Annotated in this window: 20 protein-coding genes; 13 read left to right on the forward strand and 7 right to left on the reverse strand. The window is 67.8% G+C overall.

The annotated features are described in order from the left end of the window. The first annotated feature begins 23 nt into the window (after positions 1–23). The 3 genes from ctaD to C882_RS07365 all read left to right on the forward strand — a co-directional run bounded on the left by ctaD (position 24) and on the right by C882_RS07365 (position 3,173). Positions 24–1,658, forward strand: a complete 1,635-nt coding sequence (gene ctaD / locus C882_RS07355) for a cytochrome c oxidase subunit I (protein WP_009539947.1) — start codon at positions 24–26, stop codon at positions 1,656–1,658. Positions 1,659–1,727: 69 nt separating this feature from the next. After that, entirely contained in the window at positions 1,728–2,306 is a 579-nt protein-coding gene (locus C882_RS07360; protein ID WP_009539948.1) for a cytochrome c oxidase assembly protein, read from the forward strand. 63 nt (positions 2,307–2,369) lie between these two features. Next, positions 2,370–3,173 (forward strand): cytochrome c oxidase subunit 3, encoded by an 804-nt coding sequence (locus C882_RS07365; protein WP_009539949.1) that lies wholly within the window; start codon positions 2,370–2,372, stop codon positions 3,171–3,173. A gap of 702 nt (positions 3,174–3,875) precedes the next feature. Here C882_RS07365 and C882_RS07370 read toward each other — a convergent pair. Both C882_RS07370 and C882_RS24985 read right to left on the reverse strand, forming a co-directional pair. Further along, positions 3,876–4,070 carry a hypothetical protein gene (locus tag C882_RS07370; protein ID WP_009539950.1) on the reverse strand — a complete coding sequence of 65 codons (195 nt, stop codon included), beginning with the start codon at positions 4,068–4,070 and terminating at the stop codon, positions 3,876–3,878. A gap of 141 nt (positions 4,071–4,211) precedes the next feature. Further along, the gene (locus C882_RS24985; RefSeq protein WP_009539951.1) at positions 4,212–4,370 is read right to left on the reverse strand and encodes a hypothetical protein; all 159 of its coding nucleotides are present in this window, start codon (positions 4,368–4,370) and stop codon (positions 4,212–4,214) included. A gap of 653 nt (positions 4,371–5,023) precedes the next feature. Here C882_RS24985 and C882_RS07380 point away from each other — a divergent pair. The 3 genes from C882_RS07380 to C882_RS07390 all read left to right on the forward strand — a co-directional run bounded on the left by C882_RS07380 (position 5,024) and on the right by C882_RS07390 (position 6,791). Continuing rightward, positions 5,024–5,440, forward strand: a complete 417-nt coding sequence (locus C882_RS07380) for a bacteriohemerythrin (protein WP_009539952.1) — start codon at positions 5,024–5,026, stop codon at positions 5,438–5,440. A gap of 77 nt (positions 5,441–5,517) precedes the next feature. Beyond that, positions 5,518–5,892: a cyclic nucleotide-binding domain-containing protein gene (locus C882_RS07385; protein ID WP_009539953.1), complete on the forward strand. Its 375-nt coding sequence runs from the start codon at positions 5,518–5,520 to the stop codon at positions 5,890–5,892. A gap of 107 nt (positions 5,893–5,999) precedes the next feature. Next, entirely contained in the window at positions 6,000–6,791 is a 792-nt protein-coding gene (locus tag C882_RS07390; protein ID WP_009539954.1) for a DUF502 domain-containing protein, read from the forward strand. Positions 6,792–7,277: 486 nt separating this feature from the next. Here the strand turns inward: C882_RS07390 and mfd are convergent, their stop codons facing one another. Then, on the reverse strand, positions 7,278–10,790 hold the full coding sequence (gene mfd / locus C882_RS07395) for a transcription-repair coupling factor (RefSeq protein WP_009539955.1): 3,513 nt from the start codon (positions 10,788–10,790) through the stop codon (positions 7,278–7,280). 11 nt (positions 10,791–10,801) lie between these two features. Further along, on the reverse strand, positions 10,802–11,074 hold the full coding sequence (locus C882_RS07400) for an FAD assembly factor SdhE (RefSeq protein ID WP_009539956.1): 273 nt from the start codon (positions 11,072–11,074) through the stop codon (positions 10,802–10,804). A gap of 107 nt (positions 11,075–11,181) precedes the next feature. Between C882_RS07400 and recG the strand changes: the two genes are divergently transcribed. The 3 genes from recG to C882_RS07415 all read left to right on the forward strand — a co-directional run bounded on the left by recG (position 11,182) and on the right by C882_RS07415 (position 14,577). Beyond that, positions 11,182–13,272, forward strand: a complete 2,091-nt coding sequence (recG, locus tag C882_RS07405; protein WP_009539957.1) for an ATP-dependent DNA helicase RecG — start codon at positions 11,182–11,184, stop codon at positions 13,270–13,272. Positions 13,273–13,340: 68 nt separating this feature from the next. Further along, complete coding sequence (locus tag C882_RS07410; protein ID WP_009539958.1) at positions 13,341–14,003, forward strand: sulfite oxidase-like oxidoreductase; 663 nt, start codon at positions 13,341–13,343, stop codon at positions 14,001–14,003. Further along, entirely contained in the window at positions 13,990–14,577 is a 588-nt protein-coding gene (locus tag C882_RS07415; RefSeq protein ID WP_009539959.1) for a glutathione peroxidase, read from the forward strand. The genes C882_RS07410 and C882_RS07415 overlap by 14 nt, the downstream gene beginning before the upstream one ends. Positions 14,578–14,580: 3 nt before the next feature. On the opposite strand, the gene C882_RS07420 is transcribed toward C882_RS07415, so the two are convergent. After that, a complete protein-coding gene (locus C882_RS07420) occupies positions 14,581–15,528 on the reverse strand; it encodes a 2-dehydro-3-deoxygalactonokinase (RefSeq protein ID WP_009539960.1) in 948 nt (315 codons plus the stop codon). Positions 15,529–15,699: 171 nt separating this feature from the next. Here C882_RS07420 and C882_RS07425 point away from each other — a divergent pair, with 171 nt between their 5' ends. From C882_RS07425 to C882_RS23035, 4 genes are read left to right on the forward strand one after another with little or no spacing between them, the layout of a single operon-like run. Further along, positions 15,700–15,963 (forward strand): GlsB/YeaQ/YmgE family stress response membrane protein, encoded by a 264-nt coding sequence (locus C882_RS07425; protein WP_009539961.1) that lies wholly within the window; start codon positions 15,700–15,702, stop codon positions 15,961–15,963. 22 nt (positions 15,964–15,985) lie between these two features. Further along, on the forward strand, positions 15,986–18,289 hold the full coding sequence (locus C882_RS07430) for a penicillin acylase family protein (protein WP_009539962.1): 2,304 nt from the start codon (positions 15,986–15,988) through the stop codon (positions 18,287–18,289). A 3-nt stretch (positions 18,290–18,292) separates the two neighbouring features. Next, positions 18,293–19,870, forward strand: a complete 1,578-nt coding sequence (locus C882_RS07435) for a GH3 family domain-containing protein (protein WP_009539963.1) — start codon at positions 18,293–18,295, stop codon at positions 19,868–19,870. A 24-nt stretch (positions 19,871–19,894) separates the two neighbouring features. Next, positions 19,895–20,920, forward strand: a complete 1,026-nt coding sequence (locus tag C882_RS23035; RefSeq protein ID WP_009539964.1) for a dienelactone hydrolase family protein — start codon at positions 19,895–19,897, stop codon at positions 20,918–20,920. On the opposite strand, the gene C882_RS07445 is transcribed toward C882_RS23035, so the two are convergent. Further along, positions 20,907–21,353 carry a universal stress protein gene (locus C882_RS07445; RefSeq protein ID WP_009539965.1) on the reverse strand — a complete coding sequence of 149 codons (447 nt, stop codon included), beginning with the start codon at positions 21,351–21,353 and terminating at the stop codon, positions 20,907–20,909. The genes C882_RS23035 and C882_RS07445 overlap by 14 nt on opposite strands. 87 nt (positions 21,354–21,440) lie before the next feature. Continuing rightward, complete coding sequence (locus tag C882_RS07450) at positions 21,441–22,721, reverse strand: TRAP transporter large permease (RefSeq protein WP_009539966.1); 1,281 nt, start codon at positions 22,719–22,721, stop codon at positions 21,441–21,443. Positions 22,722–22,729 lie beyond the last annotated feature (8 nt).

The raw sequence follows: 22,729 nt of genomic DNA on the forward strand, positions 1-22,729 counted from the left end.
AGAGGCCGAGAGGGGACTGCATCATGTACGAAGGGACTGCGGCCGGCGGGACGGTCGCCCACGACCATCATGACCACGCGCCCAGCGGCTGGAAACGCTGGGTGCTGTCGACCAACCACAAAGACATCGGGACGATGTACATCGTCTTCGCGATCGTCGCGGGCCTGATCGGCGGCCTGATGTCCATGGTTATCCGCGCGGAGCTGTATGCCCCCGGCCTGCAGGTGCTGGGCGGCGACAACCAGCTATATAACGTGTTCGTCACGGCCCACGGCCTGATCATGGTCTTTTTCGTGGTCATGCCGGCGCTGATCGGCGGGTTCGGCAACTGGTTCGTGCCGTTGATGATCGGCGCGCCGGACATGGCCTTCCCGCGCATGAACAACATCAGCTTCTGGCTGCTGCCGCCGGCCTTCATCCTGCTGCTTCTGGCGCTGGTGACAGGGACCGGACCGGGCACGGGCTGGACGTTGTATCCGCCGCTGTCGGGCATCGTCAGCCATTCCGACGCGGCGGTGGACCTGGCGATCCTGTCGCTGCACATCGCCGGCATCTCGTCGATCCTTGGCGCCATCAACTTCCTGGTCACCATCCTGAACATGCGCGCGCCGGGCATGAACATGTTCCGCATGCCGCTGTTCGGCTGGTCGATGTTCGTCACGGCCTTCCTGCTGCTGATGGCGGTGCCGGTGCTGGCCGGCGCGCTGACGATGGTGCTGACGGACCGCAACTTCGGCACGGCCTTCTTCGACCCCTCGGCCGGCGGCGACCCGCTGCTTTACCAGCACCTGTTCTGGTTCTTCGGACACCCCGAGGTCTACATCATGATTTTGCCGGCCTTCGGCATCATCAGCCATGTGATCTCGACGTTCTCGAAGAAGCCCATCTTCGGCTACCTGGGCATGGTCTGGGCCATGGTCGCCATCGGCCTGATCGGGTTCGCGGTGTGGGCCCACCACATGTACACGGTCGGCATGGATGTCGACACCCGCGCCTACTTCATCATGGCGACCATGCTGATCGCCGTGCCGACGGGCATCAAGGTGTTCTCGTGGATCGCGACCATGTGGGGCGGCTCCATCGAGTTCAAGACACCCATGCTGTTCGCCGTGGGGTTCATCTTCCTGTTCACCGTGGGCGGCGTGACGGGCGTGGTGCTGGCCAATGCCGGCGTCGATATCGCCCTGCACGACACCTACTACGTGGTGGCGCACTTCCACTACGTGCTGTCGCTCGGCGCGCTGTTTGCCATGTTCGCCGGGTTCTACTACTGGATCGGCAAGATGAGCGGCCGGCAGTACCCGGAGATGCTGGGCAAGATCCACTTCTGGCTGACGTTTGTCGGCGTGAACCTGACGTTCTTCCCGCAGCACTTCGCCGGGGCCGCCGGGATGCCGCGCCGTATCCCCGACTATCCGGACGCCTTCACCGCCTGGAACCAGATTTCCACCGTGGGCGCCTACATCGCGGGTGTCGCGGCGGTGTTCTTCATCTACGTGGTCATCCACACCCTGTGGGCCGGCAAGCGTGCGCCGGCCAACCCCTGGGGCGAGGGCGCCACGACGCTGGAGTGGACGCTGACGTCGCCGCCGCCGGTGCACGCCTTCGAGGAACCGCCGGTCATCCCCGGCGGCGGCCGTCACGCGCCGGCCGAATAGGGCAGGGCAGGGGCGGCGTCCGGCGGGCGCCGTCTCTCGCCGCTTTCGATGCTGAAGGGAGGGCTCGGCATGAGCCAGCAGACGCATCCGACGACCAACAAGGGCAACGCCCGCCTGGGCCTGACGCTGGCCGGCGTCGCCGTCGGCATGGTGGGCCTGGCGTTTGCCTCCGTGCCTCTGTACGAGGTGTTCTGCCAGGTCACGGGCTACGGCGGGACGCCCAAGGTGGTCGCCCAGAACGAAAGCGACGCCATGGACGCCGCCGCTGCGGGCCGCGAGATCACGATCCGGTTCGACGGGTCGGTCAACCGCGACCTGCCGTGGCGGTTCCACCCGCTGCAGACGGCGGTCACGGTGCCGCTGGGCCAGGATACGCTGGTCGCCTATCAGGCGCGCAACACATCGGACGAGCCCATCGTCGGCACGGCGACATTCAACGTCACGCCGTTGAAGGCCGCGCAGTACTTCAGCAAGATCGAGTGCTTCTGCTTCACCGAACAGCGGCTGGAGCCGGGCGAGTCCGTCGACATGCCGGTGACCTTCTACGTCGACCCGGCGATCCTGGAAGACGAACACGCCCGCGACGTCTCCACCATCACGCTGTCCTACACGTTCTTTGAGAAGAAAAAGGGCGACGGCGCCTCATAAGCCGCATCCGCCGCCCGCCCGCGCGCGAGTCAACGCCGCGACAGAGCAAGGGAGCGCCACACCATGAGCGAGGTTCAGGCCCATTCGGCCCGCAAGCACCCCTACCACATCGTCGATCCCAGCCCCTGGCCGTTCCTCGGTTCGCTCGGCGTGCTGGTGCTGGCGGTCGGGGCGGTGCAGTACTTCCACGACGCCCCGCCGTGGGTGATGCTGGCCGGCTTCGCGCTGGTGCTGGTCACCATGTTCGGCTGGTGGCGCGACGTGGTGAAGGAAGGCATGGAAGACAAGGCCCACACCGCCAAGGTGCGGCTCGGCCTGCGCATGGGCATGGGAATGTTCATCGCGTCCGAGGTGATGTTCTTCGTCGCCTTCTTCTGGGCCTACTTCAACAATGCCTTCCTGGTCAGCCCCGGCGTCACCGCCTGGCCGCCGGAGGGGATCGAGACCCTGCATGCATGGGGCCTGCCGGCCATCAACACGGCCATCCTGCTGACGTCGGGCGTCACGCTGATGTTCTCGGCCAAGGCCATGAAGGGCGGGAACCAGCCGCTCCAGCTGTTCTGGCTGGGGACGACCATCGCCCTGGGCGTGGTGTTCCTCATTCTGCAGATGGTGGAATACGGCGAAGCGGCCTTCGGCTTTACCGAGGGCATCTATCCGTCGGTGTTCTACATGGCGACGGGCTTTCACGGCTTCCACGTCTTCGTTGGCGTGTGCTTCCTGGCGGTCATGTTCGCGCGCGCCTGGAACGGCCATTTCGTCCACGAGCGCCACAGCATCGGCTACGAGGCGTCGGAGTGGTACTGGCACTTCGTCGACGTGGTCTGGCTGTTCCTGTTCGTCGTCTTCTATTGGTGGGTCGGCTGAACCGTACCGCCCGCGTAACCATCACCCGTTTCCGGCCCGGCCGGCCCCTGTGGCGGCCGGGTCTTTTCGTGCGCCGGCGGAACGGTCCGTAAGGGGTGGAGAAAGCGCTTGCCGATCGACCTCGGGCTGCTGTATGTTCCGCTCCTCTTCGGCGGATCGCGTCCGGCGCGTCCGACTTTTCCACAAGACCATCGTCGCGGCTGTCATCGGACCGACCTATGTCGGTGCCGAGGTTTTGTGCATTCCGAAGGGCGCACGGCGGTCTTGATCGCCTTGACTCTCACCCCGATACCACCGCCGCCGCCGGCACCGAGAAATCGCGGAAATCGGCGCCTTTCCGGCGATCTGACGCCTCATCCAAACGGGGTGCGAGTCGGGCCGTCTGGTGGGGTTCGGCCCTGCCTCTTTCGTGGGCGGCGGGGCTGCCCAGTTCTTGGGCATAGAGGTGACCCCCTCGGGGATGCCTTGGGTAGCGGCCTCCGTGCACAGACTTATCCACAGACTTTGGGGAAAAGAAGTCGGTTTCTTGACGCCGCCGGCACCGCCGCCGCCGTGCCTGCCGCGCAAGCATTCTGAACGAAAAAAGGGGACACCGCATGGGCGTCCCCTTCCTCGTAGAAGCGCGGGCGAGAGGCCGGAACCGCCAAAGCCGCCTTACCCTCCGGCAAGGCGGTCGGGACGGCCGCCGCGCGAATTCTGGGATCAGCCCTGGGGAGGCTGCTCCGGCAGGTTGATCTCGGCGGTGGGATCGGCCTCGACGAGCTTCGCCACTTCCTCGTAAGCCGACGCGTTCTGCTCCATCTGTTCGGCCAGGTTCGGGTTGTCCTGACCGACGGCGCGGAAGAAATTGGCGGCGCCGCGGAGCATGTCGCCGGCGACGTTGGCAATGGTGGCCATTGGGCTTTCCCCTATGTTTTCGAAATACCGTGTATACAGGCGCAGGCTAACAAGCCGAGCCCTTGGCGGTCAAACGCGGGAAGGCGGCCAACGGCTACAATTTTTCGGCAGCGCGGCAAAGGCCGGTGGTTCGGACCGGCCTCAGCGATAGGCCGCCGGCTCCACCCACCAGGTCATGTGCGGCTGGGCACGGCGCTCCTGGGCGGCGCGGAACTCGGCAAGGTACCGTCCGACAGGAGAGGAAAGAACACCCGTTGCGCCCGAAAAGGCCGACTTCCAGACAACGTTGTACAGCGGCATGACGATCCCCGTATCCAAATGTGGCGCTTGGTCCCGATTTTGGGCGCCGATTACGACTTTGGAAGGATGTGTGGCTGCATTCAATCCTAAAGTTCCAACGGGCTTAATCGGACGAACTGGGTTTTTCGCCCCCGCAGCTGGCGGCGACGGCCTCTGCGATCCGTGCGACCGCCCACTCATGGTCCGTCGCAGCGATGCCGTGCAGCAGGTCTCCACCGACGATGCGGACGTTGGGGCCCTTGGTGCAGTGTCCGAAGCAAGGCCCTGGTGCGACCGCGACGTCCGGCGGCAGTCGTCCGTCGGCCACGGCCGCGTCAAGGGTTGCCAAGACCTCGGCGGCGCCCCGACGGCCACAGGAGTCCGCGGAGGCGCCGAAACGCTGGTTCGTGCAGACGAGGACCCGGCATCGGCTGGTGCTGACGGCGGACATGGCAACTCCTTTCAGTGCGGCGCGAGCCGGCGACAACCTCCTTGGGTTTCCGCCCCGGGTGTCCATTTAAGCTGCATGCCGCTCAATGCCGAGTATGACCATCGGATATGCCGGCGGAGACGGTATCCTCCAGTACCTTTGCGCCGGGAGGAGCACGATGGGACACTTCACCCTCATGACCGGTATTGGAAACCCCCTCATGGCGAGGGCAGGGAGGCGGCCCATGCGCATCGAGTGGCGCCCGGAGTTTTCCTGCGGCGTACAGGAGGTGGACTCCATGCACCGCCTCATCATCGACCGCCTGACCACCCTTGACGCCGCCGGCGTTGAGCACCCTGCGGCGTTGCCCGGGGCCATGTGCGACCTTGACCGCGCCGTGCGCATGCATTTCGAGTACGAGGAAAAGCTTCTGGGCAGGCTTGCGGCGCAGGCGACGGCATCCCACCGGCGGGAGCACGCCCACCTTCTGCGGCTGATCGGCGACGGGATGTCACTGTGCGACGACAACCGCTCGTCGGAGGCGCTGCCGACCTTCGTGCGGGTCATTGGGCGCTGGCTACTGCACGAGATCTCGACCAACGACCGGCACCTGTTCGCCTATATGCGCGCGCGCAGCGGCCGGCCGGTCGCGGACCTGTAGCAAGCGACCGCTTGGAGCGGCCGGCCGCCTGAGCTATAACGGACGAAAGCCATCGGCGAAGGGGGAGGGCCGGCCAGGTGCGCAGCACGAATGTGGAGAAGCAGACGCGGATCATCGAACGGCGGGTCGTGAACCCGGGCCAGTACGTTTTCCGCGAGGGCGAGCCGGGCGACCGTGCCTACCTGGTGCAGGAGGGCAAGGTCGAGATCATCAAGCGCACACCGAACGGCGAAAAACTGCTCGGCGACGTGGGCCGGGGCGGCATTTTCGGCGAGATGGCGCTGATCGACAACCAGCCGCGCATGGCCTCGGCCCGAGCGGTGGAGCAGACGACGCTCGTGGTGGTCACGCACGAGCAATTCGAGAAAAAGCTGAAGGATGCCGACCCCTTCATTCGCGGGCTTCTGAACATCTTCGTCCGCAACATCCGGCAGATGGCCTCCCGGACCTGAGACGGCCGAAGGCGGACGCGCCAACCGGCGCCGGAAGAAGGCCGTTGAACTCCGGCACGCTTTCCACCACAGTCTGATCCCACGGCCTTCGAATTCAACGGACCTCCATGAGCCAGGATTATCACGACCCGTCGGACCCGTCGGACCCGTCGGGGCCGCCGCACGATCATGTAAACATTCCCCACGTCGCGCCGCGCATGACCATGCTGGGGCGGCTGCGGGCGTACTTCTTTGCCGGTATCCTGGTCACCGCCCCGGCGGCGATCACGTTCTATGTGGCGTGGCTCATCATCGGCTTCATCGACAAACAGGTCACCAGCCTGTTGCCGGGCCGGTACAACCCCAACGAAATCCTGCCGTTCTCCATTCCGGGTCTCGGGCTGATCATCCTGATCATCTTCCTGGTGATGGTGGGTGCCTTCGCGGCAGGATTCCTGGGCCGCATGGCAGTTCGTACCAGCGAGAACCTGCTGGCCCGCATGCCGGTCATCCGGTCCGTCTACGGCGCCGTGAAGCAGATCTTCGAAACCGTGCTTGCCACCAAGTCCACCGCCTTCCGCCAGGTGGTGCTGGTGGAATACCCGCGCCGCGGCATCTGGGCCATCGGCTTCGTCTCCGGCATCACCGAGGGCGAGGTGCAGAACCTGACGGAGGACGAACTGATCAACGTCTTCCTGCCCACAACGCCCAACCCCACCAGCGGCTTCCTTCTGTTCGTGCCCCGGCGCGACCTGGTGGTGCTGAACATGAGCGTGGAGGAGGGGATCAAGATGGTCGTCTCGGGCGGCATTGTGACCCCGGTCGACCCGCGCCCAGCCGAGGAGCGGAAAGTGCCGCTGCTGGCCTCGACGGAGCCGGACCCGCCGTCGGCGGTGCCCGAGGAACGGCAGCCGTGGTGATCTACTCGTAGATATATCCTGGCCGCGTCCGGGTGCTTCCGCCCCTTGAGCCCCCGATTGCGAGGGCCAACCTCTAAACTCTTCAGTTTTTGGGAGAGGGCGCGCTCAGGGCTAGCACGGGGGTAGGTTCCTGCTTTCGAGGCCGTTAGGAAGTCGGTGGGCGCTCGCCAAAGGGAGCGCGGCAGGATGACTGGCAGCGGATGCGGATTCCTGCTTTCGCAGGAATGACGGCTAATTTCTTTATCTAAAACAACATCTTAAAAAGATATCCGTCGTCCCTGCGAAAGCAGGGACCCACGCACTCCGTCAGCCGCCCTTGCGACGCCTCTGCTGGCGATACCGCCGACGTAGGCGCCATTTCTCAAGTAACAGAAACCTGGGTGGCTTGGCAGGCAGCGCCCTCCAAGCGGGGTGTCGCGCGGAAGGCGCGCGGAGCGCACGGTGGCGGCGGTCCCAAGCGCGAAGCGCTCAAGGCTCCTCGACCGTTCATCGCGCCCCCACGCCCTCTTCCTCCCGTGCCAGGTCGGCCAGCTGCTTGAGCAAGGCCTTCGCACCTTCCAGGCGTTCCTTGGGCGTATCCCAGCGGCGCTGGACCACCAGCTTGTGGTCGGGGCGGACCTTTACCGTGCCCACCTGCTGGCTGATGAACCGCACCAGGCCGCCGGGGTTGGGGAAGGTGTTGTCGCGCAAGCCCACCACGGCGCCCTTCGGCCCGGCGTCCAGCTTCTCCACGTTGGCGACGCGGCAGAAGGCCTTGATCGTAACCACTTCCAGGAGGTTCTTCACCTCGTCCGGCAGCGGCCCGAAGCGGTCGATCATCTCCACCGCCAGGGCCTCGATCTCGTCGGTGTCCTTCACGTCGCCGATGCGGCGGTAGAGCGACAGGCGCAGGCCCAGGTCCTTGACGTAGGGCTCGGGGATCAGCACCGGCATGCCGATGTTGATGTTGGGCGACCACTCGGTGCCCACCTCCTCGCCCAGGCCCTCGCCCGATTTGGCGGCGGAAACGGCCTCTTCCAGCAGGTGCTGGTACAGCTCGATGCCGACTTCCTTGATGTGGCCCGACTGTTCGTCGCCCAGCAGATTGCCGGCGCCGCGGATGTCCAGGTCGTGGCTGGCGAGCGTGAACCCCGCGCCCAGGCTGTCGAGCGTCTGCATCACCTGCAACCGCTTCTCCGCCGAGACCGTCAGCGGCTTGGATGGCGGCAGGGTCAGGTAGGCGTAACCGCGCACCTTGCCGCGCCCGACGCGCCCGCGAAGCTGGTAGAGCTGCGCCAGGCCGAACATGTCCGCCCGGTGCACGAAGATCGTGTTGACCGAGGGCATGTCCAGGCCCGACTCGATGATGTTGGTCGCCAGCAGGATGTCGTACTGGCCTTCCGCGAAGGCGGTCATCACGTCTTCCAACTGGGTCGGCGTCATCTGTCCGTGGGCGATGGCGACCTTGACCTCGGGCACCAGCCGGTTGAGGCGGTCGGCCACCCGGTCGATATCGGCCAGGCGCGGGCAGACGTAGAAGCACTGGCCGCCGCGATAGCGCTCGCGCAGGATGGCCTCGCGCACCACCACGCCGTCGAAGGGCAGGACGAAGGTGCGTACGGCCAGGCGGTCCACCGGCGGGGTGGCGATGATCGACAGCTCCCGCACGCCCGTCAGCGCCAGTTGCAGCGTGCGCGGGATGGGCGTTGCCGTCAGGGTCAGCACGTGGACGTCGGCGCGCAGGGCCTTCAGGCGTTCCTTGTGGGCGACGCCGAAATGCTGTTCCTCATCGACAATAAGCAGCCCCAGGCGCTTGAAATTGATGGATTTCGCCAGCAGCGCATGGGTGCCGACCACGATATCCACCGTGCCGTCCGTCAGCCCCTTCTTGGTCGCCGTCGCCTGCTTGGGCGTGACCAGCCGGGATAGCTGCTCGATGCGCACCGGCATGCCCTGGAAGCGCTCCTGGAAGGTCATGTAGTGCTGGCGGGCGAGCAGGGTGGTCGGCACCACCACGGCCACCTGCATCCCCGACATGGCGGCGATGAAGGCCGCGCGCAGGGCCACTTCCGTCTTGCCGAAGCCGACGTCGCCGCAGACCAGCCGGTCCATGGGGCGGCCCTTGCCCAGGTCGTCGGTGATGGCGTCGATGGCTTTCAGCTGGTCTTCCGTCTCGGCGTAGGGGAAGCGGGCGCAGAATTCGTCCCACAGCCCTTCGGACGGCGTCATGCTCTCAGCAGACTTCAACTGGCGCACGGCGGCGATGCGGATGAGCTGCTCCGCCATGTCGCGGATGCGCTCCTTCAGCTTGGACTTGCGCGCCTGCCATGCCGGGCTGCCCAGGCGGTCAAGCTGCACGCCGGCGGTTTCGGAGCCGTAACGGCTGAGGACGTCGATGTTCTCCACCGGCAGGAACAGCTTGTCGCCGCCGTCGTAGATGAGCCGCAGGCAGTCGTGGGGCGCGCCGCCGACCTGGAGCGTCTCCAGCCCGTCATAGCGGCCGATGCCGTGCTCCACGTGCACCACGAGGTCGCCCTCGGCCAGCGCGCTGACGTCCTGGATGAACTTGTCGCCCCGCCGCTTCTTCTTGGCCGGGCGGGCGAGGCGGTCGCCGAGGATGTCCTGCTCGGAAATCAGCGCAAGGCCGGGCGCGACGAAGCCGCGCTCCAGCCCCAGCACCAGCATGGCGACGGCCTTGGCGCCGGTCTTTCGGGCATCTTCCCAGGTGTCGACGTATTCCAGCTTCTCCAGCCCGTGTTCCCGCATGACGCCGCCGATGCGGTCGCGGGATCCGGGAGAGTAGCAGCAGACCACCACCGTCTGCCCGTCGCGCTGCTTGCCCAGCACATGGGTGCGCAGCGCGTCATAGACGTTCTCGTCGGGGCGGGCGCGCACGTCGGCGAAATCGCGCCCCGGCACGCCGCCGGCATCCACCGCGTCCGATCCCACGTCCGGCGCCGGGAAGGGGGAGAACAGGGCGCAGGGGCGCGCGTTCAGCAGGCGGTCGTATTCGTCCGCGCCCAGGTACATGCGCTCGATGGGCACCGGGTGGTAGACAAAGCCGCCCTCCGCCATGTTCTGGTCGGACAGGGTGCGGCGGGCGTCGTAGTATTCCTGCACCATTTCCAGGCGCGAGGCGCGGGCCTCAAGCCCCTGGTGGTCGACCGTCACCACCGCGTCGGGCACGTAGGCGAACAGGGTGTCCAGGCCGTCGTGGAACAGCGGCAGCCAGTGCTCCATGCCCTGGAACTTGCGGCCCTCCGACACGCTCTCGTACAGCGGGTCGTCCTTGCCGGCGGCGCCGAAGAGCTCGCGGTAGCCGGTGCGGAAGCGGGCGATGGAGTCCTCGTCCAGCGAGACTTCCGACATGGGTTTCAGCAGCACCTGTTCCGCCTTGCCGGTGGTGCGCTGGGTCATCGGGTCGAAGGTGCGGATGCCGTCCACCTCGTCGCCGAACAGGTCGAGGCGGAAGGGGTCCTCGCTGCCGGGCGGGAACAGGTCCACGATGCCGCCGCGCACGGCGTATTCGCCGGGCTCCATCACCTGTTCGGCGCGGCTGTAGCCGTTGCGGATCAGGTACTCGGACAGGCTCTCCAGGTCCAACTCCTCGCCGAGCCGGATGGCGAAGACGGCCTCAAGGAACGTCTCCCGCCGGGGCACCCGCTGGACGGTGGCGCCGACGGTCGCCAGCAGGATGCGCGGGCCTTCGTTCCCTGTGCGCCGCTGGGCCAGCCGAGAGAGCGTGTCCACCCGCCGCGCCACGATGTCGCCGTGGGGGCTGACGCGGTCATAGGGCACGCAGTCCCAGGCCGGGAACTCCATCACCTCCACGTCCGGGGCGAAGGTCGCCAACGCCTCGCGCAGGGTGGCGAGGCGCACGTCGTCGCGGGCCAGGTGCAGGATTTCCGGCGCGGAGCCGGATCGGGCGAGGTCGGCCAGCACCAGGGCGTCATAGCCTTCCGGCAGACCCGCCAGCTTGCGGCGGCCGGGCTGGGCGAACAGGGCTTCGAAGTCGATCACGGGGGCTGCCGTCACCGGTACGCTTCACGCTCGGCGTTGGGGCGGAAGGCGCGCAGCATGTGGAAGACATCGTGGTCATGGCGGGCCGGCACGGGCTCCTTGCCCATGATCCAGTCCATGATGTCCATGTCCAGCTCGTCCATCAGGGTTTCCAGCCGGTCCACCTGCTCGGGCGTAAGCTCGTCCAGATGCGTTTCGGCGAAGCGGCCGATGAGAACGTCGGCCTCCTTCATGCCCCGGTGGTTGGCGCGGTAGAGCAGGCGCTTGCGGCGAATTTCGTCCACGGGTCCATCCATTCCATCAAAGCGTGCGACGACGGTTGGCCTGAGATATATAGGCTTCCACGGCTGCTGTCAGCCCATCGCCGACACCTCAACGTCCTGACGGCCCCATGCGTCCTTACGTCCTCAACGACCTGTTCACCGACATCCGCACGCTCCCCGGCATCGGCCCCAAGCTGGCGCCGCTGGTGGAGAAGCTTGTGGGCGGGCCGCATGTGGTGGATATGCTGTGGCACCTGCCCAGCGGCATGATCGACCGCCGCAACGCGCCGCCGCTGAACGAGGTGCGGGACGGGCAGGTGATCACGATCCTGGTGCGCGTGCTGGAGCATCATTCCGGCCCCACGCCCCGCAGCCCGACGCGCATCGTCTGCGCCGACGGATCGGGGGCGCGGCTGCATCTGGTGTATTTCCACCTGAAGCGGAAGTTCCTGGAAACGCTGCTGCCCATCGGCTCCACCCGCGTGGTCTCGGGCAAGGTGGAGCTGTACCGCGACGAGCCGCAGATGACCCACCCGGACCACGTGGGCCCGCCGGAGGACCTGGACGGCCTGCAACGGGTGGAGCCTGTTTATCCCATGACGGCGGGCGTGCAGCCGCGCACGCTGGGCAAGGCCATGGCGGGGGCGCTGTCGCGCGTACCGGCGGAGATGCCGGAATGGCTGGATGCGACCGTGATGGACCGTCGCCACTGGTCCGACTGGGCGAGCACCATCCGGGCCGCCCACGCGCCGGAGGACGAGGAGGACCTCTCGCCGCTCTCGCCCATCCGCCAGCGGCTGGCCTATGACGAGCTTCTCGCCAACCAGCTCGCCCTGTTGCTGGTGCGCGCCAGCCAGAAGAAACTGACGGGCCGCGGCTTACAGGGCGATGGAAGATTGCGCGCCAAGGTCTTGGAGGCGCTGCCCTTTTCCCTGACCGGCGCGCAGGAACGCAGCCTGGAGGAAATCGGCGCCGACATGGCGGCGGAAAGCCGGATGCTGCGGCTGCTCCAGGGCGACGTGGGCTCGGGCAAGACGGTTGTGGCGCTGCTGGCAATGCTCAACGCCGTGGAGACGGGCGCCCAGGCCGCGCTCATGGCCCCGACGGAAATCCTCGCCCGCCAGCACCTCGCCACGCTGGAACCGCTGGCGGCGGCGGCCGGCGTGCGCATGGCGCTGCTGACGGGGCGCGACAAGGGCAAGGCGCGCGAGGCCCTGCTGGGAGAGCTTCAGGCGGGCTTCATCGACATCATCGTCGGCACCCACGCCCTGTTCAGCGAAGACGTTGTGTTCCGCGACCTCGCCATGGCGGTGATCGACGAGCAGCACCGCTTCGGCGTGCACCAGCGCCTGCAACTGGCGGCCAAGGGGCGGCATCCGGATATTCTGGTGATGACCGCCACCCCCATCCCGCGCACCCTGTCGCTGACGCTCTACGGCGACATGGACTCCAGCAAGCTCGACGAAAAGCCGCCCGGCCGCAAGCCGGTGGACACGCGCTCGGCCTCCATCCAGCGGCTGGACGAGATCGTGGGCGCGGTGCGCCGCAAGGTGGACAGCGGCGCCAAGGTCTACTGGGTCTGCCCGCTGGTGGAGGAAAGCGAGGTGTCCGACCTCGCCGCCGCCGAGGCCCGCCATGCCCACCTGCGGGAGGCTTTCGGCGATCGCGTGGGGCTGGTCCACGGCAAGATGAAGGGGGCGGACAAGGACGCCGTCATGGAAGCCTTCGCCGGCACCGGGCTGGACGTGCTGGTGGCGACGACGGTGATCGAGGTGGGTGTCAACGTGCCCGAGGCGACCGTGATGGTCATCGAGCACGCCGACCGCTTCGGCCTCGCCCAGCTTCACCAATTGCGCGGGCGCATCGGGCGCGGCGACAAGGCATCCACCTGCCTCCTGCTGTTCGGGGAGCCGGTCAGCGAGACGGCGCGGGCGCGGCTGTCCATCATGAAGGAGACCGAGGACGGCTTCCGCATCGCCGAGGAAGACCTGCGCCTGCGCGGCGGCGGCGAGGTTCTGGGCACGCGGCAGGCCGGGATGCCGGAGTTCCGCGTCGCCGACCTGGCGATCCACGGCGAGTTGCTCGCCATGGCCCGTGACGACGCGCGCCTGATCGTTGACCGCGACCCCAACCTGGACAGCGAGCGCGGCAAGGCGCTGCGGGTGCTGCTCTACCTGTTCGAGCGCGACGAGGGCGTGCGCACGCTGCGCAGCGGGTAAGGGGCTTTTCCCGGCGTCCCGGCGGCCTCATATGGCGGGCACGCCGCATCAACCCGGAGCCCATCACCGTGACCGATCATCCTGATCCGACCTCCGGCAGCATCCGTAGCAAGCTGCGACGGGCCGCCCGCCGCGTGGGCCTGAGCGGAGACCCGCCGGCCGCGCCGGAGGACCGGCGCCTGCCGCCGGGGCAGCGGCTGGTGGGGCATCTGCCGGTGCTGGACCTGGGCATTCAGCCGGGCATCCGGCCGGTGGACCTCCGCCTGTCCGTCGCCGGGGCCGTGGAGGCGCCGGTTTCCTGGGATTGGGATGCCTTGATGGACCGGCCGCAAACGACGCTCACCCACGACATCCACTGCGTCACCAACTGGTCGGTCTATGACCAGGAATGGACGGGTGTGCGGGCGCGTGACCTGCTGGAGGAGGTCCGGCCGAAGCCCGAGGCCAGGGCCGTGATGCTGAAATCCCACGACGGGTATTCGGCCAACGTGCCTCTGGAGGTTTTCGCCGGGCCGGACGTTCTGCTGGCCCACACGCTGAACGGTGCGCCGCTGGACCCCGCCCATGGCGGCCCGGTGCGGGCGGTGATCCCGCGCCTGTATTTCTGGAAAAGCGCCAAGTGGTTGCGGCGCATCGAGTTTCTGACGCACGACTCCCCCGGGTACTGGGAGGCGCGCGGCTATCACAACGATGGCGATCCCTGGAAGGAGCAACGCTATGACGGCGGCTAAATTCGTCCTCGCGGCGGCGGCCATGTTGGCGGGCGGCCTGTTCGCGGCCAATGCGCAAGCCGCGGGGCAGGGCAGCGCCCACGACTTCGAATTCCGCACCATCGACGGCGCGCCCCTGCCCATGAACGACTTCGCGGGAAAGGCGGTGCTGGTGGTCAACACGGCGTCGGAGTGCGGCTTCACGCCCCAATACGAGCAGCTTCAGGCGGTGTGGCAGAAATACCGGGACCGGGGACTGGTGGTCCTCGGCGTGCCGTCCAACGACTTCGGCGGGCAGGAGCCGGGCACGGAGGCCGAGATCAAGGATTTCTGCGAGACCGCGTTTTCCGTCGACTTCCCGCTGACGGAAAAGGAAGTGGTGAAGGGCGATGACCCCCACCCCTTCTATCGCTGGGCGCGCGACGAGCTGGGCGACCTGGCGGCGCCGAAGTGGAACTTCCACAAGTACCTCGTCGGCCCGGACGGGCGTCTGGTGGACTGGTTCTCCACCGTGACCCGTCCCGACTCGCCCAAGGTGCTGGCCGCGATCGAGAAAACACTGCCGAACAAGGACCAGGCCCGCGCCGCGCAGTGATCCTCAGCGGCCGGCGTCGCTCTCCGCGCGGTGCTTCTGGTGCCTGGCAACGACGGCCCGCACGCCGCGCTGCGTCGCCTCCTTGGCGGAAATCCAGCGGGGCGTATGGCCGCAGGCGCGCAGAGCAGCCTCGTAGGGCCCGCGCAGGGCGTCGGCGGATACCAGCAGGATGTCCTGGCCCGGATGATAGCTGTCTTCCATGGCGCGGACCTCATGCCCGATCAGCAGGCCGGAAAGGAACGGCGCGATCTCGCCGCCGCCCAGGTCGCCGTAGAGGTGGCGGGAGCGGGCGGTGAAGATGTGATGCAACAGCCCGTCCGGACGGGCCGACTGCAGCAGGCCGCGCTCGAATGCGCTGTCGGACCACGGCGCCTTGCGGTCGGCGGGCTGGCCCAGGATGGTGTGGTCAAGGCAGGTCTGGAAGATTTCGCCGGTCATGGAGGTGGTGAAGCGGATCAGCCTGCCGTCCTTCACCTCCGCCCATTTGGAGTGGTTGCCCGGCAGGCAGAGGGTGGCATCCGTGCAGCCGGCCGCGTCGATGGCGCCGAAAATCTGCACTTCCTCGCCGCGCATGACGTCGACGCGGTCCTGCTCGCCTTCCAGCCGCACGCCCGGGACGATCCAGGTGTCGCGCATTTCCTCCACCGGCACCACGTGCTCGGCCAGGTCGTCCGGCCCTTGCGGCAGGGGCGGCTGGGGCGCGGTCAGCCAGCCGAGGACCGACCCCACCATGCCCGCCATGTAGACCGGCGGACGCACCTGCGACGGATCGTCCCGCCAGCGCGAGAGCACCGCACGGCAGTAGCCCGGGAACTCGGACCGCGCCAGGTCGCGCATGCCGCGCCCTTCGGGAATTTCGTCCAGGACGGCGTCGGTTTCCAGATCGACCAGCCAGGCCCGGAAGGACTTCGCACCCCAGTCGACGATGATTACCCGCTGCTGCTCGGACATCCGGCTCTCCTTCCCGCGAAATGGCGCGATGGTGTTGCGCTGACGCTGCCCCCGGTATCTACGAGGCTTCGGCCTCGCGGTCAACGCGCGGCGCACGAAAGCGGTGCCGCGAGCGTTGAAGGTGCAGGAACCACCCGCGCCTCGCGCGCTGCACGAAGAAGGATCACACCCGTGGGGATCATCGCCTGGATCGTTTTCGGCCTTATTGCCGGCATCATCGCCAAGCTGCTCATGCCCGGAAAGGACCCGGGCGGCTTCATCGTCACCATCCTGCTGGGCATCGCCGGTGCGCTGGTGGGCGGGTTCATCGCCCGTGGCCTTGGCATCGGGGCCGGGGTGACGGGCTTCAACTTCGGCAGTTTCATCATCGCCGTCCTTGGCGCCATCGTGCTGCTGATCGTCTACCGCATGGTACGGGGCCGCAAATCGTCGTGACACGCCGGCAGGGGAAGGTGAGATGAGCCGTCTGGCCGCAACGGCGGGCATCATGGCGCTGGCCGCGCGGCTGGCGCGCGGAAGTCTGGCGCCGCGACGCCGCCTGACCCTGCGCGAACGCCTGCACAACGTGCCCATCGATGACGCGCCGCTGGTCGCGCCTGCCGCCATCCACTGGAACCAGCACATGGTGCCCTTCATCGACGCGGCCGACGAGCCCGACTTGGCCGTCGCGCTGGGCGTCGTGCACGGGCACCTGCGCCTTGCCCAGCTGGAGGCGATGCGGCGGATCTCGCAAGGGCGGCTGGCGGAGGTTCTCGGGCCGGCGGCGGTGGATGCGGACCATGTGCTGCGGGTGCTGGACCTCGGCCGCGCCACCCCGGCCATGGAGGCCATGCTGCCCGACGCGACGCGGGCGTGGCTGGAAGGCTTCGCCGATGGGCTCAACCACGTCATCGCCCATGTCAACCGGGCCAGGCGCTACCGGCCCGAGGAGTTGGCCCTGCTGGGCGTCGCGCCGCAGCCATGGACGGTGTCCGACCTGCTGACGCTCGGCCGGCTGGCGGCGACGGATTTCACCTGGAAAGTGTGGATACGGCTTTTGAAGCTGCGCGGCCGGCCCGACTGGCTGAAGCTGTGGAGCCGCCTCATGGATGTCGGCGGCGAGCCTCCCGTGCCGGCCCTGTCGGGCTCCGGCGGCGCCGACGGCGGCGGGCTGGAGGCGCTGGACTGGCTGTGCGACACCTTCGGCCGGCCCGGCGGCAGCAACTCGGTGGCCGTGGACGCCGCGCGCGGGGCCGGCGGGGCGGCCAAGATCGCCAGCGACCCGCACTTGCCCATCACCCTGCCCAACCTGTGGCTGCTGGTGGGGATGCACTGCCCGACCCTGCACTGCGTCGGTTACATGGTGCCGGGTGTTCCCGCCGTCGCCATAGGCCGCAACCCCTGGATCGCCTGGGGCGGGACGTCGCTGCACGCGGCGTCGAGCGAGCTGTTCGACCTGTCGGATCTGCCGGACGGCGCGGTGAGGGAGCGCCGCGAGACCATCCGCGTGCGCTGGGGCGCCGACCGGGAGGTGTCCATCGGCGAAACGGACTGGGGGCCTGTGCTGTCCGACGCGCCGCTGATCGGGCCGAAGCGGGGCGAGGGGGATGAACCGCGCCCGCGCTTTGCGCTGCGCTGGGTGGGACACGACCCTTCCGACGAAATCACGGCCCTGCTGGGCGTCAACCGGGCCCGCGATCTCGGCGAGTTCCGCGCCGCGCTGGAGGGCTTCGCCATCCCGGCGCAGAACATGATCTATGCCGATGAACGCGGCAGGATCGCCCAGGTCATGGCCGCGCACCTGCCCAAACGCCCCCTGACGACGCCCGAAGACATGCTGGCCCCGCGCTCCGACCTGGACCAGTGGCGGGGCGGGCGCGTCACCGGCACCGACCTCCCGGCGGTGGTGGAGCCGGCGGAGGGCTTCGTCGCCTCGGCCAATAACCGTCCGGAGGAAACGCCGGCAGTAGCCGTCAGCTGGTTCTTCTCGCCCGACGACCGCGTCACGCGCCTGCGCCAGTTGCTGGCCGAGGGGCCGCCGCTGACGGTCGGCCGCCTGAAGGCGCTGCAGGCCGACGTCACCATGCCGGGTGCGCTGGTTCTCCGTGACGCCCTGCTCGGCCTGGCGCCGGCGAAGCCCGAGCATGAGGGCATCCGCCGCCACCTCATGGACTGGACCGGCACCTATGACGCCAACAGCACCGGCGCGCTCGCCTTCGAGCTGTTCGTCAACGCCTTCGCCGAAGCCCTTCACGGGGAAGAGGATCTGGCGATCTACACCGCCACCTGGGATCCCTGGGCGCTGCTGCGCGACGACCTGGAGCGCCTGGGTCCCGACCGCCTCGCGACCGCGGCGCTGGCGGGGCTGGACCGGGCCGGGGAGGGCGTGCGGCGCCACCGCGCCTGGGGTGCCGTCCACCGCCTGCGGCTGTCCCATGTGCTGGGCGCCCTGCCCGGCATCGGGCGGCGGTGGCGGTTCGTGGACGCGCCCATCGCCGGCTCCAACGAGACCGTGATGAAGACCGCTCACGGTTTTTCCGGCGGTCCGCATGCGGTGAGGCTGGGCGCCAACGCGCGGCACGTGTCGGACCTCGCGGACATGGATGCCAACTGGTTCGTTCTCATGGGAGGACAGGATGCCCGGCCGGGCAGCGTCTGCTTTCTCGACCAGTGGGACCTGTGGCGCGAGGGTCAGATGATGCACGTACCCCTGCGGCTGGAAAGCGTGCGCCGCGATTTTCCCTACCGCACGACCCTGCGTCCGCCGACGGGAGGAGGCTGACCGATGATCGACGCGACGCCGCTGCTGCGCCTGCGAGCCCGCTGGCGCCTTCGCCAGCTTCGCCGCATGTACCCGCGCGCCGCCCAGCAGAAGCAGCTTCGCCAGCTTCTGAAGACGGCCGCCGGCACCCGCTTTGGGCAGGCGCATGATTTCGACCGCCTGCGCACGGTGGAGGACTTCCAGAAGGCGGTGCCGCTGCGCCGCTACGAGGATTTCTGGACGGAGTGGTGGAAGCCGGCCTTCCCCGCCATGGAGAACGCCACCTGGCCCGGCCGGACGCCCTATCTGGCCGTCAGCAGCGGCACCACGGCGGGGCGGACGAAGTACCTTCCGGTCACCAAACCCATGGCGAAGGCCAACCAGCGGGCGGTCCTGGACCTTCTGAGCTTCCACGTTGCCGCGCGGCCCAATACCCGCATCCTGGGCGGGCGCAGTTTCATGCTGGGCGGCACCACGATCATGGAGGACGAGGGCGGCGGCGTGCTTTCGGGGGACCTGACGGGCATTGCGGCGCGCGAGGTGCCGGCCTGGGCGCGGTCGCGCTACTATCCGCCGGGGGACCTGGCCCGCCTCACCGACTGGGATGAGAAGGTGGCTGCGCTGGGCGCCGATTCCGTGGAGCGCGACATCCGCCTGATCGGTGGCACGGCAAGCTGGCTGCTTTTGTTTCTTGAGCGCACTGCCGGCCGTCCGGCGGAAGAGATCGATCTCCGGTCGCTGTATCCGGGGCTGGAAATGGTCGTCTACGGCGGAGTCAACTTCGAGCCCTACCGCGAACGCTACCAGGCCATGGCGCGGGCCGACTGGGGTACGCGGCCCGTGGACCTGCGCGAGGTCTACCCGGCCAGCGAAGGCTTCATCGCGTGCGCAGACCGGGGGGTGGGCGAGGGGCTGCGACTGTTTCTCGACAATGGCCTGTTTCTGGAATTCGTGCCGGTGGAGGAGCTGAATTCGCCCCACCCGCGCCGGTTCTGGGTGGGCAACGTCGAGACCGGCGTGACTTATGCCGTCATCGTCTCCAGCAATGCCGGCGTGTGGTCCTATGTGCTTGGCGACACCGTGCGCTTCGTGGACCTGGACCCGCCGCGCGTCATCGTCGCCGGCCGCACCGCCTACACCCTGTCGGCCTTCGGCGAGCACCTGGAGGGCGAGGAGATCGAGGCTGCCGTCACCGCCGCCGCCCGGCATCGCGGGCGGGCGGTTTCGGACTGGTCGGTCGGGGCGCTGTATCCAGAGCAGGCCGGCCATCAGGGCGGGCACCTCTATGTGGTGGAATTCGCCGGGGAGCCGCCGCCCGACGACGCCCAGGCCCACCGCTTCATCGCCGACGTGGATGCGCGGCTTCAGGATGCGAACGACGACTACCGCGTCCACCGGACCGGCGCCGTCGGCATGGACCCGCCGCGCCTTCTGGTCGCCGCGCCGGGCACTTTCGCGGCCTGGATGAAATCGCGCGGCCGGGCCGGCGGACAGAACAAGGTGCCGCGGGTGATCGCCGATCCTGGCCTCTTCGGCCAATTGCGCGAGTTTGCCCGCGACCTGGGCGCCCGCGAGGTTGGCGGAGCGACAGCGCAACCCTGATGCTTCGCCAGTGGTTCAAACAGCATGACGATCACGCTGCACTCCGAAGAGGTCGCTTTCGAGACCTCTACCCCCTTCACCCTGAAGGATGTGCCCGAGGCCCGGCGGCATCCGATTCGGGGGCGGGGATACCTGTACCGCCCGGAGGTCGCCGAGGGCGAGACCGATCCGCGCCCGAAGCGCCCGGCGGTGGTGGTCTCGCAGGGCCTGGGTGGCCTCAAGCAGGCCCGCGAGCACACCTATGGCCGCCGACTGGCCGAGCACGGCTATGTGGCGCTGGTGGTGGACAGCTTCGCCGTTCGCGGCAAGGACCACGACAGCCACAGCAAGCGCGCCCTGGCTGCGACGGAAAGCACCATGCTGGCCGATGCCTTCGCCGCCCTGCGCACGCTGGCCCACCGGCCCGACGTCGATCCCGACCGCATCGGCATCGTCGGCTTTTCCTACGGCGGCATGATCACGGTGCTGACGGCGTACGAGCAGATGCGCCGCCTGTTCCTGGACGGCACGCCGGACGCCAATTTGAAGTTCGCCGCACATGCGTCGTTCTATGGCTCTTCGGTTCCGCGGCTGGACGACCCCACGGCGACCGGGGCGCCGGTGCTGATCCTCAATGGCGCATTGGACGCGAATGTTTCGCTGAAGCGCACCGGGCAGATCGCCGAGGACCTGAGGCGCGGCGGATCACCGGTGGAAGAGGTGGTGCTGCCCGGGACCTATCACCAGTGGGACAGCGACGACGCGACGCCCCGCTTTGTCCGCTGGTCCATCAAGAACGTGAAGATGCGGGTCAAGCGCGACAACACCATCCGCGACGAGATCACCGGCATCGAGGTGCGCGGGAAGGCATCCCGCACGATCGCCATCGGCGCCGGCACCAGCCCGCGGGGCTACCTTATCAAGATGGACGCCGAGGCGACGCAGAAGAGCCTGGACCGCATGTTCACGCACTTCGACCGCACCTTCGGCTGGCAGCCGGAAGAGGGCGCGCGCACCGCCGTCGCGGCCCCCGAGCGCGGCGTGGACGGGGCGGCCGTCACTTCACCGTGATGCAGGTGCAGTGGGCGAGCGTGGCAACGCGGTTGGAGGTCGAGCCCAGCAACCCGCCGCCGCCGTCGCCGATGCCGCGCTTGCCCATGACGATGCAGTCGATGCCCTTGTCCTTCGAGTACTCCAGGATGGTGCGGGCGGCCTTGCCGCGCTTGACCACCTTTTTGATGCCAGTCGCACCCAGTTCCTCCGCCCGCTTGGCGGCCATGTCGACGATTTCCTGCGCGATCTGGCGCAAGGCCTCGTCGGGTCCGGCCAGTTCCTGTCGCGGACGCACCAGCGAATGCGAGCTTTCGAACATGCCGTAGTGACGGTAGACCGACAGGATGTGCAGGTTCGAGTCGAACTTGTCCTCCAGTTGCACGGCCAGTTCCAGTGCCTTCATGGCGTGGTCGGAGCCGTCCACCGCGACGAGCAGGTTCTTGAAGTACATGACGTTTCCCTCCTTTATCCCCCAGTGCCGCACGGCCCGGCGGGGGCCGGGCCGTGGGCGCGTCGTGTGTCGGTGCCCGCGTCCGCCTCAGCGGAAGGCCAGGTCGCGCAGGAACAGCGCGATCTGCGGGTAGGCGATCAGCAGAACGGCGGCCGCCAGCAGGATGATGATGAACGGCGGCGTGCCGCGGATGACGTCGAAATAGGGCCGCCGGAAAATGGCGATGGCCGTGAAGATGTCGCAGCCGAACGGCGGCGTCGCCGAACCGATGGCGACCTGCAGCGTCACGATGACGCCCACCAGCACCGGGTCCAGCCCCGCCTGCTGCACCAGCGGCGCGAAGATTGGGACCAGGACCAGGATCACCACGATCGGGTCGACGAACATGCAGCCGACGAAGAAGGCGATGGAAATGGCGATCAGGATGACCGTCGGCTCCGCGGTCTCGAGTCCCAGGCTGCCGATGATGGCCTGCGGGATCATGGCGAAGCTGATGACCCACGAGAACGCCGCACCGGCCCCGACCAGGATGAAAACGACGGCCGTAATCAGGCCCGTCGACAGGGCGATCTCGGGGATCTCCTTGATGCTGACGGAGCGGAAGATCACCACCTCCAGGATCAGCGCATAGGCGACTGACACGGCGGCGGCCTCGGTCGGGCTGAAGATGCCGCCGTAAATGCCGCCGATGATGATGACCGGGAAGCCAAGCGGCCAGATGGCGCCCTTGATCGCCTTCAGGCGGTCGCCCCAGGTGGCCTTGGGGGCGGTCGGAATGCCCTCCTTCACCGCGAAGAAGATGGAGTAGGCCGAAAACATGGCCAGGATCATCAGGCCCGGGCCGATGCCGGCAATGAAAAGCTCGGCAATGGAGGTGCCCGAAATGACGCCGTAGATGATCATCCCGATGGACGGCGGAATCAGGAAGGCGATGTCGCTGGCGTTGATGGTCAGCGCCATGACGAAGCTGTCCTTGTACCCGGCTTCCACCATCTTCGGCCGCAGCGGCCCGCCGATGGCGACCACGGTGGCCTGGGTGGAGCCCGAGACGGCGCCGAACAGGGTGCAGGTGGTGGCGGCGGTGACGGCCAAGCCGCCCTTGATGTGGCCGACGAAGGTCATCACCAGGTCCAGCAGGCGGTCGGCTGTGTGGCCCTTGGTGACAATGTCGGCGGCCAGGATGAACATGGGCACGGCGATCAGCGCGGTGGGCTTAACGCCGCCGATCATCTGCTGGATGATGTTGGTTTCGGGCATGCCGGGAAAGAACCCGACGAAGGCGATGATGGTCGCGGCGATCAGGGGAATCATCATGGGGAACCCGAGCAGCAGAAGCCCGATCATGGTTCCCAGCATCACGGCTGTCATGGGTCTGG

This window comes from Caenispirillum salinarum AK4 (assembly GCF_000315795.1).
Taxonomy (GTDB): Bacteria; Pseudomonadota; Alphaproteobacteria; order Rhodospirillales; family Rhodospirillaceae; genus Caenispirillum; species Caenispirillum salinarum.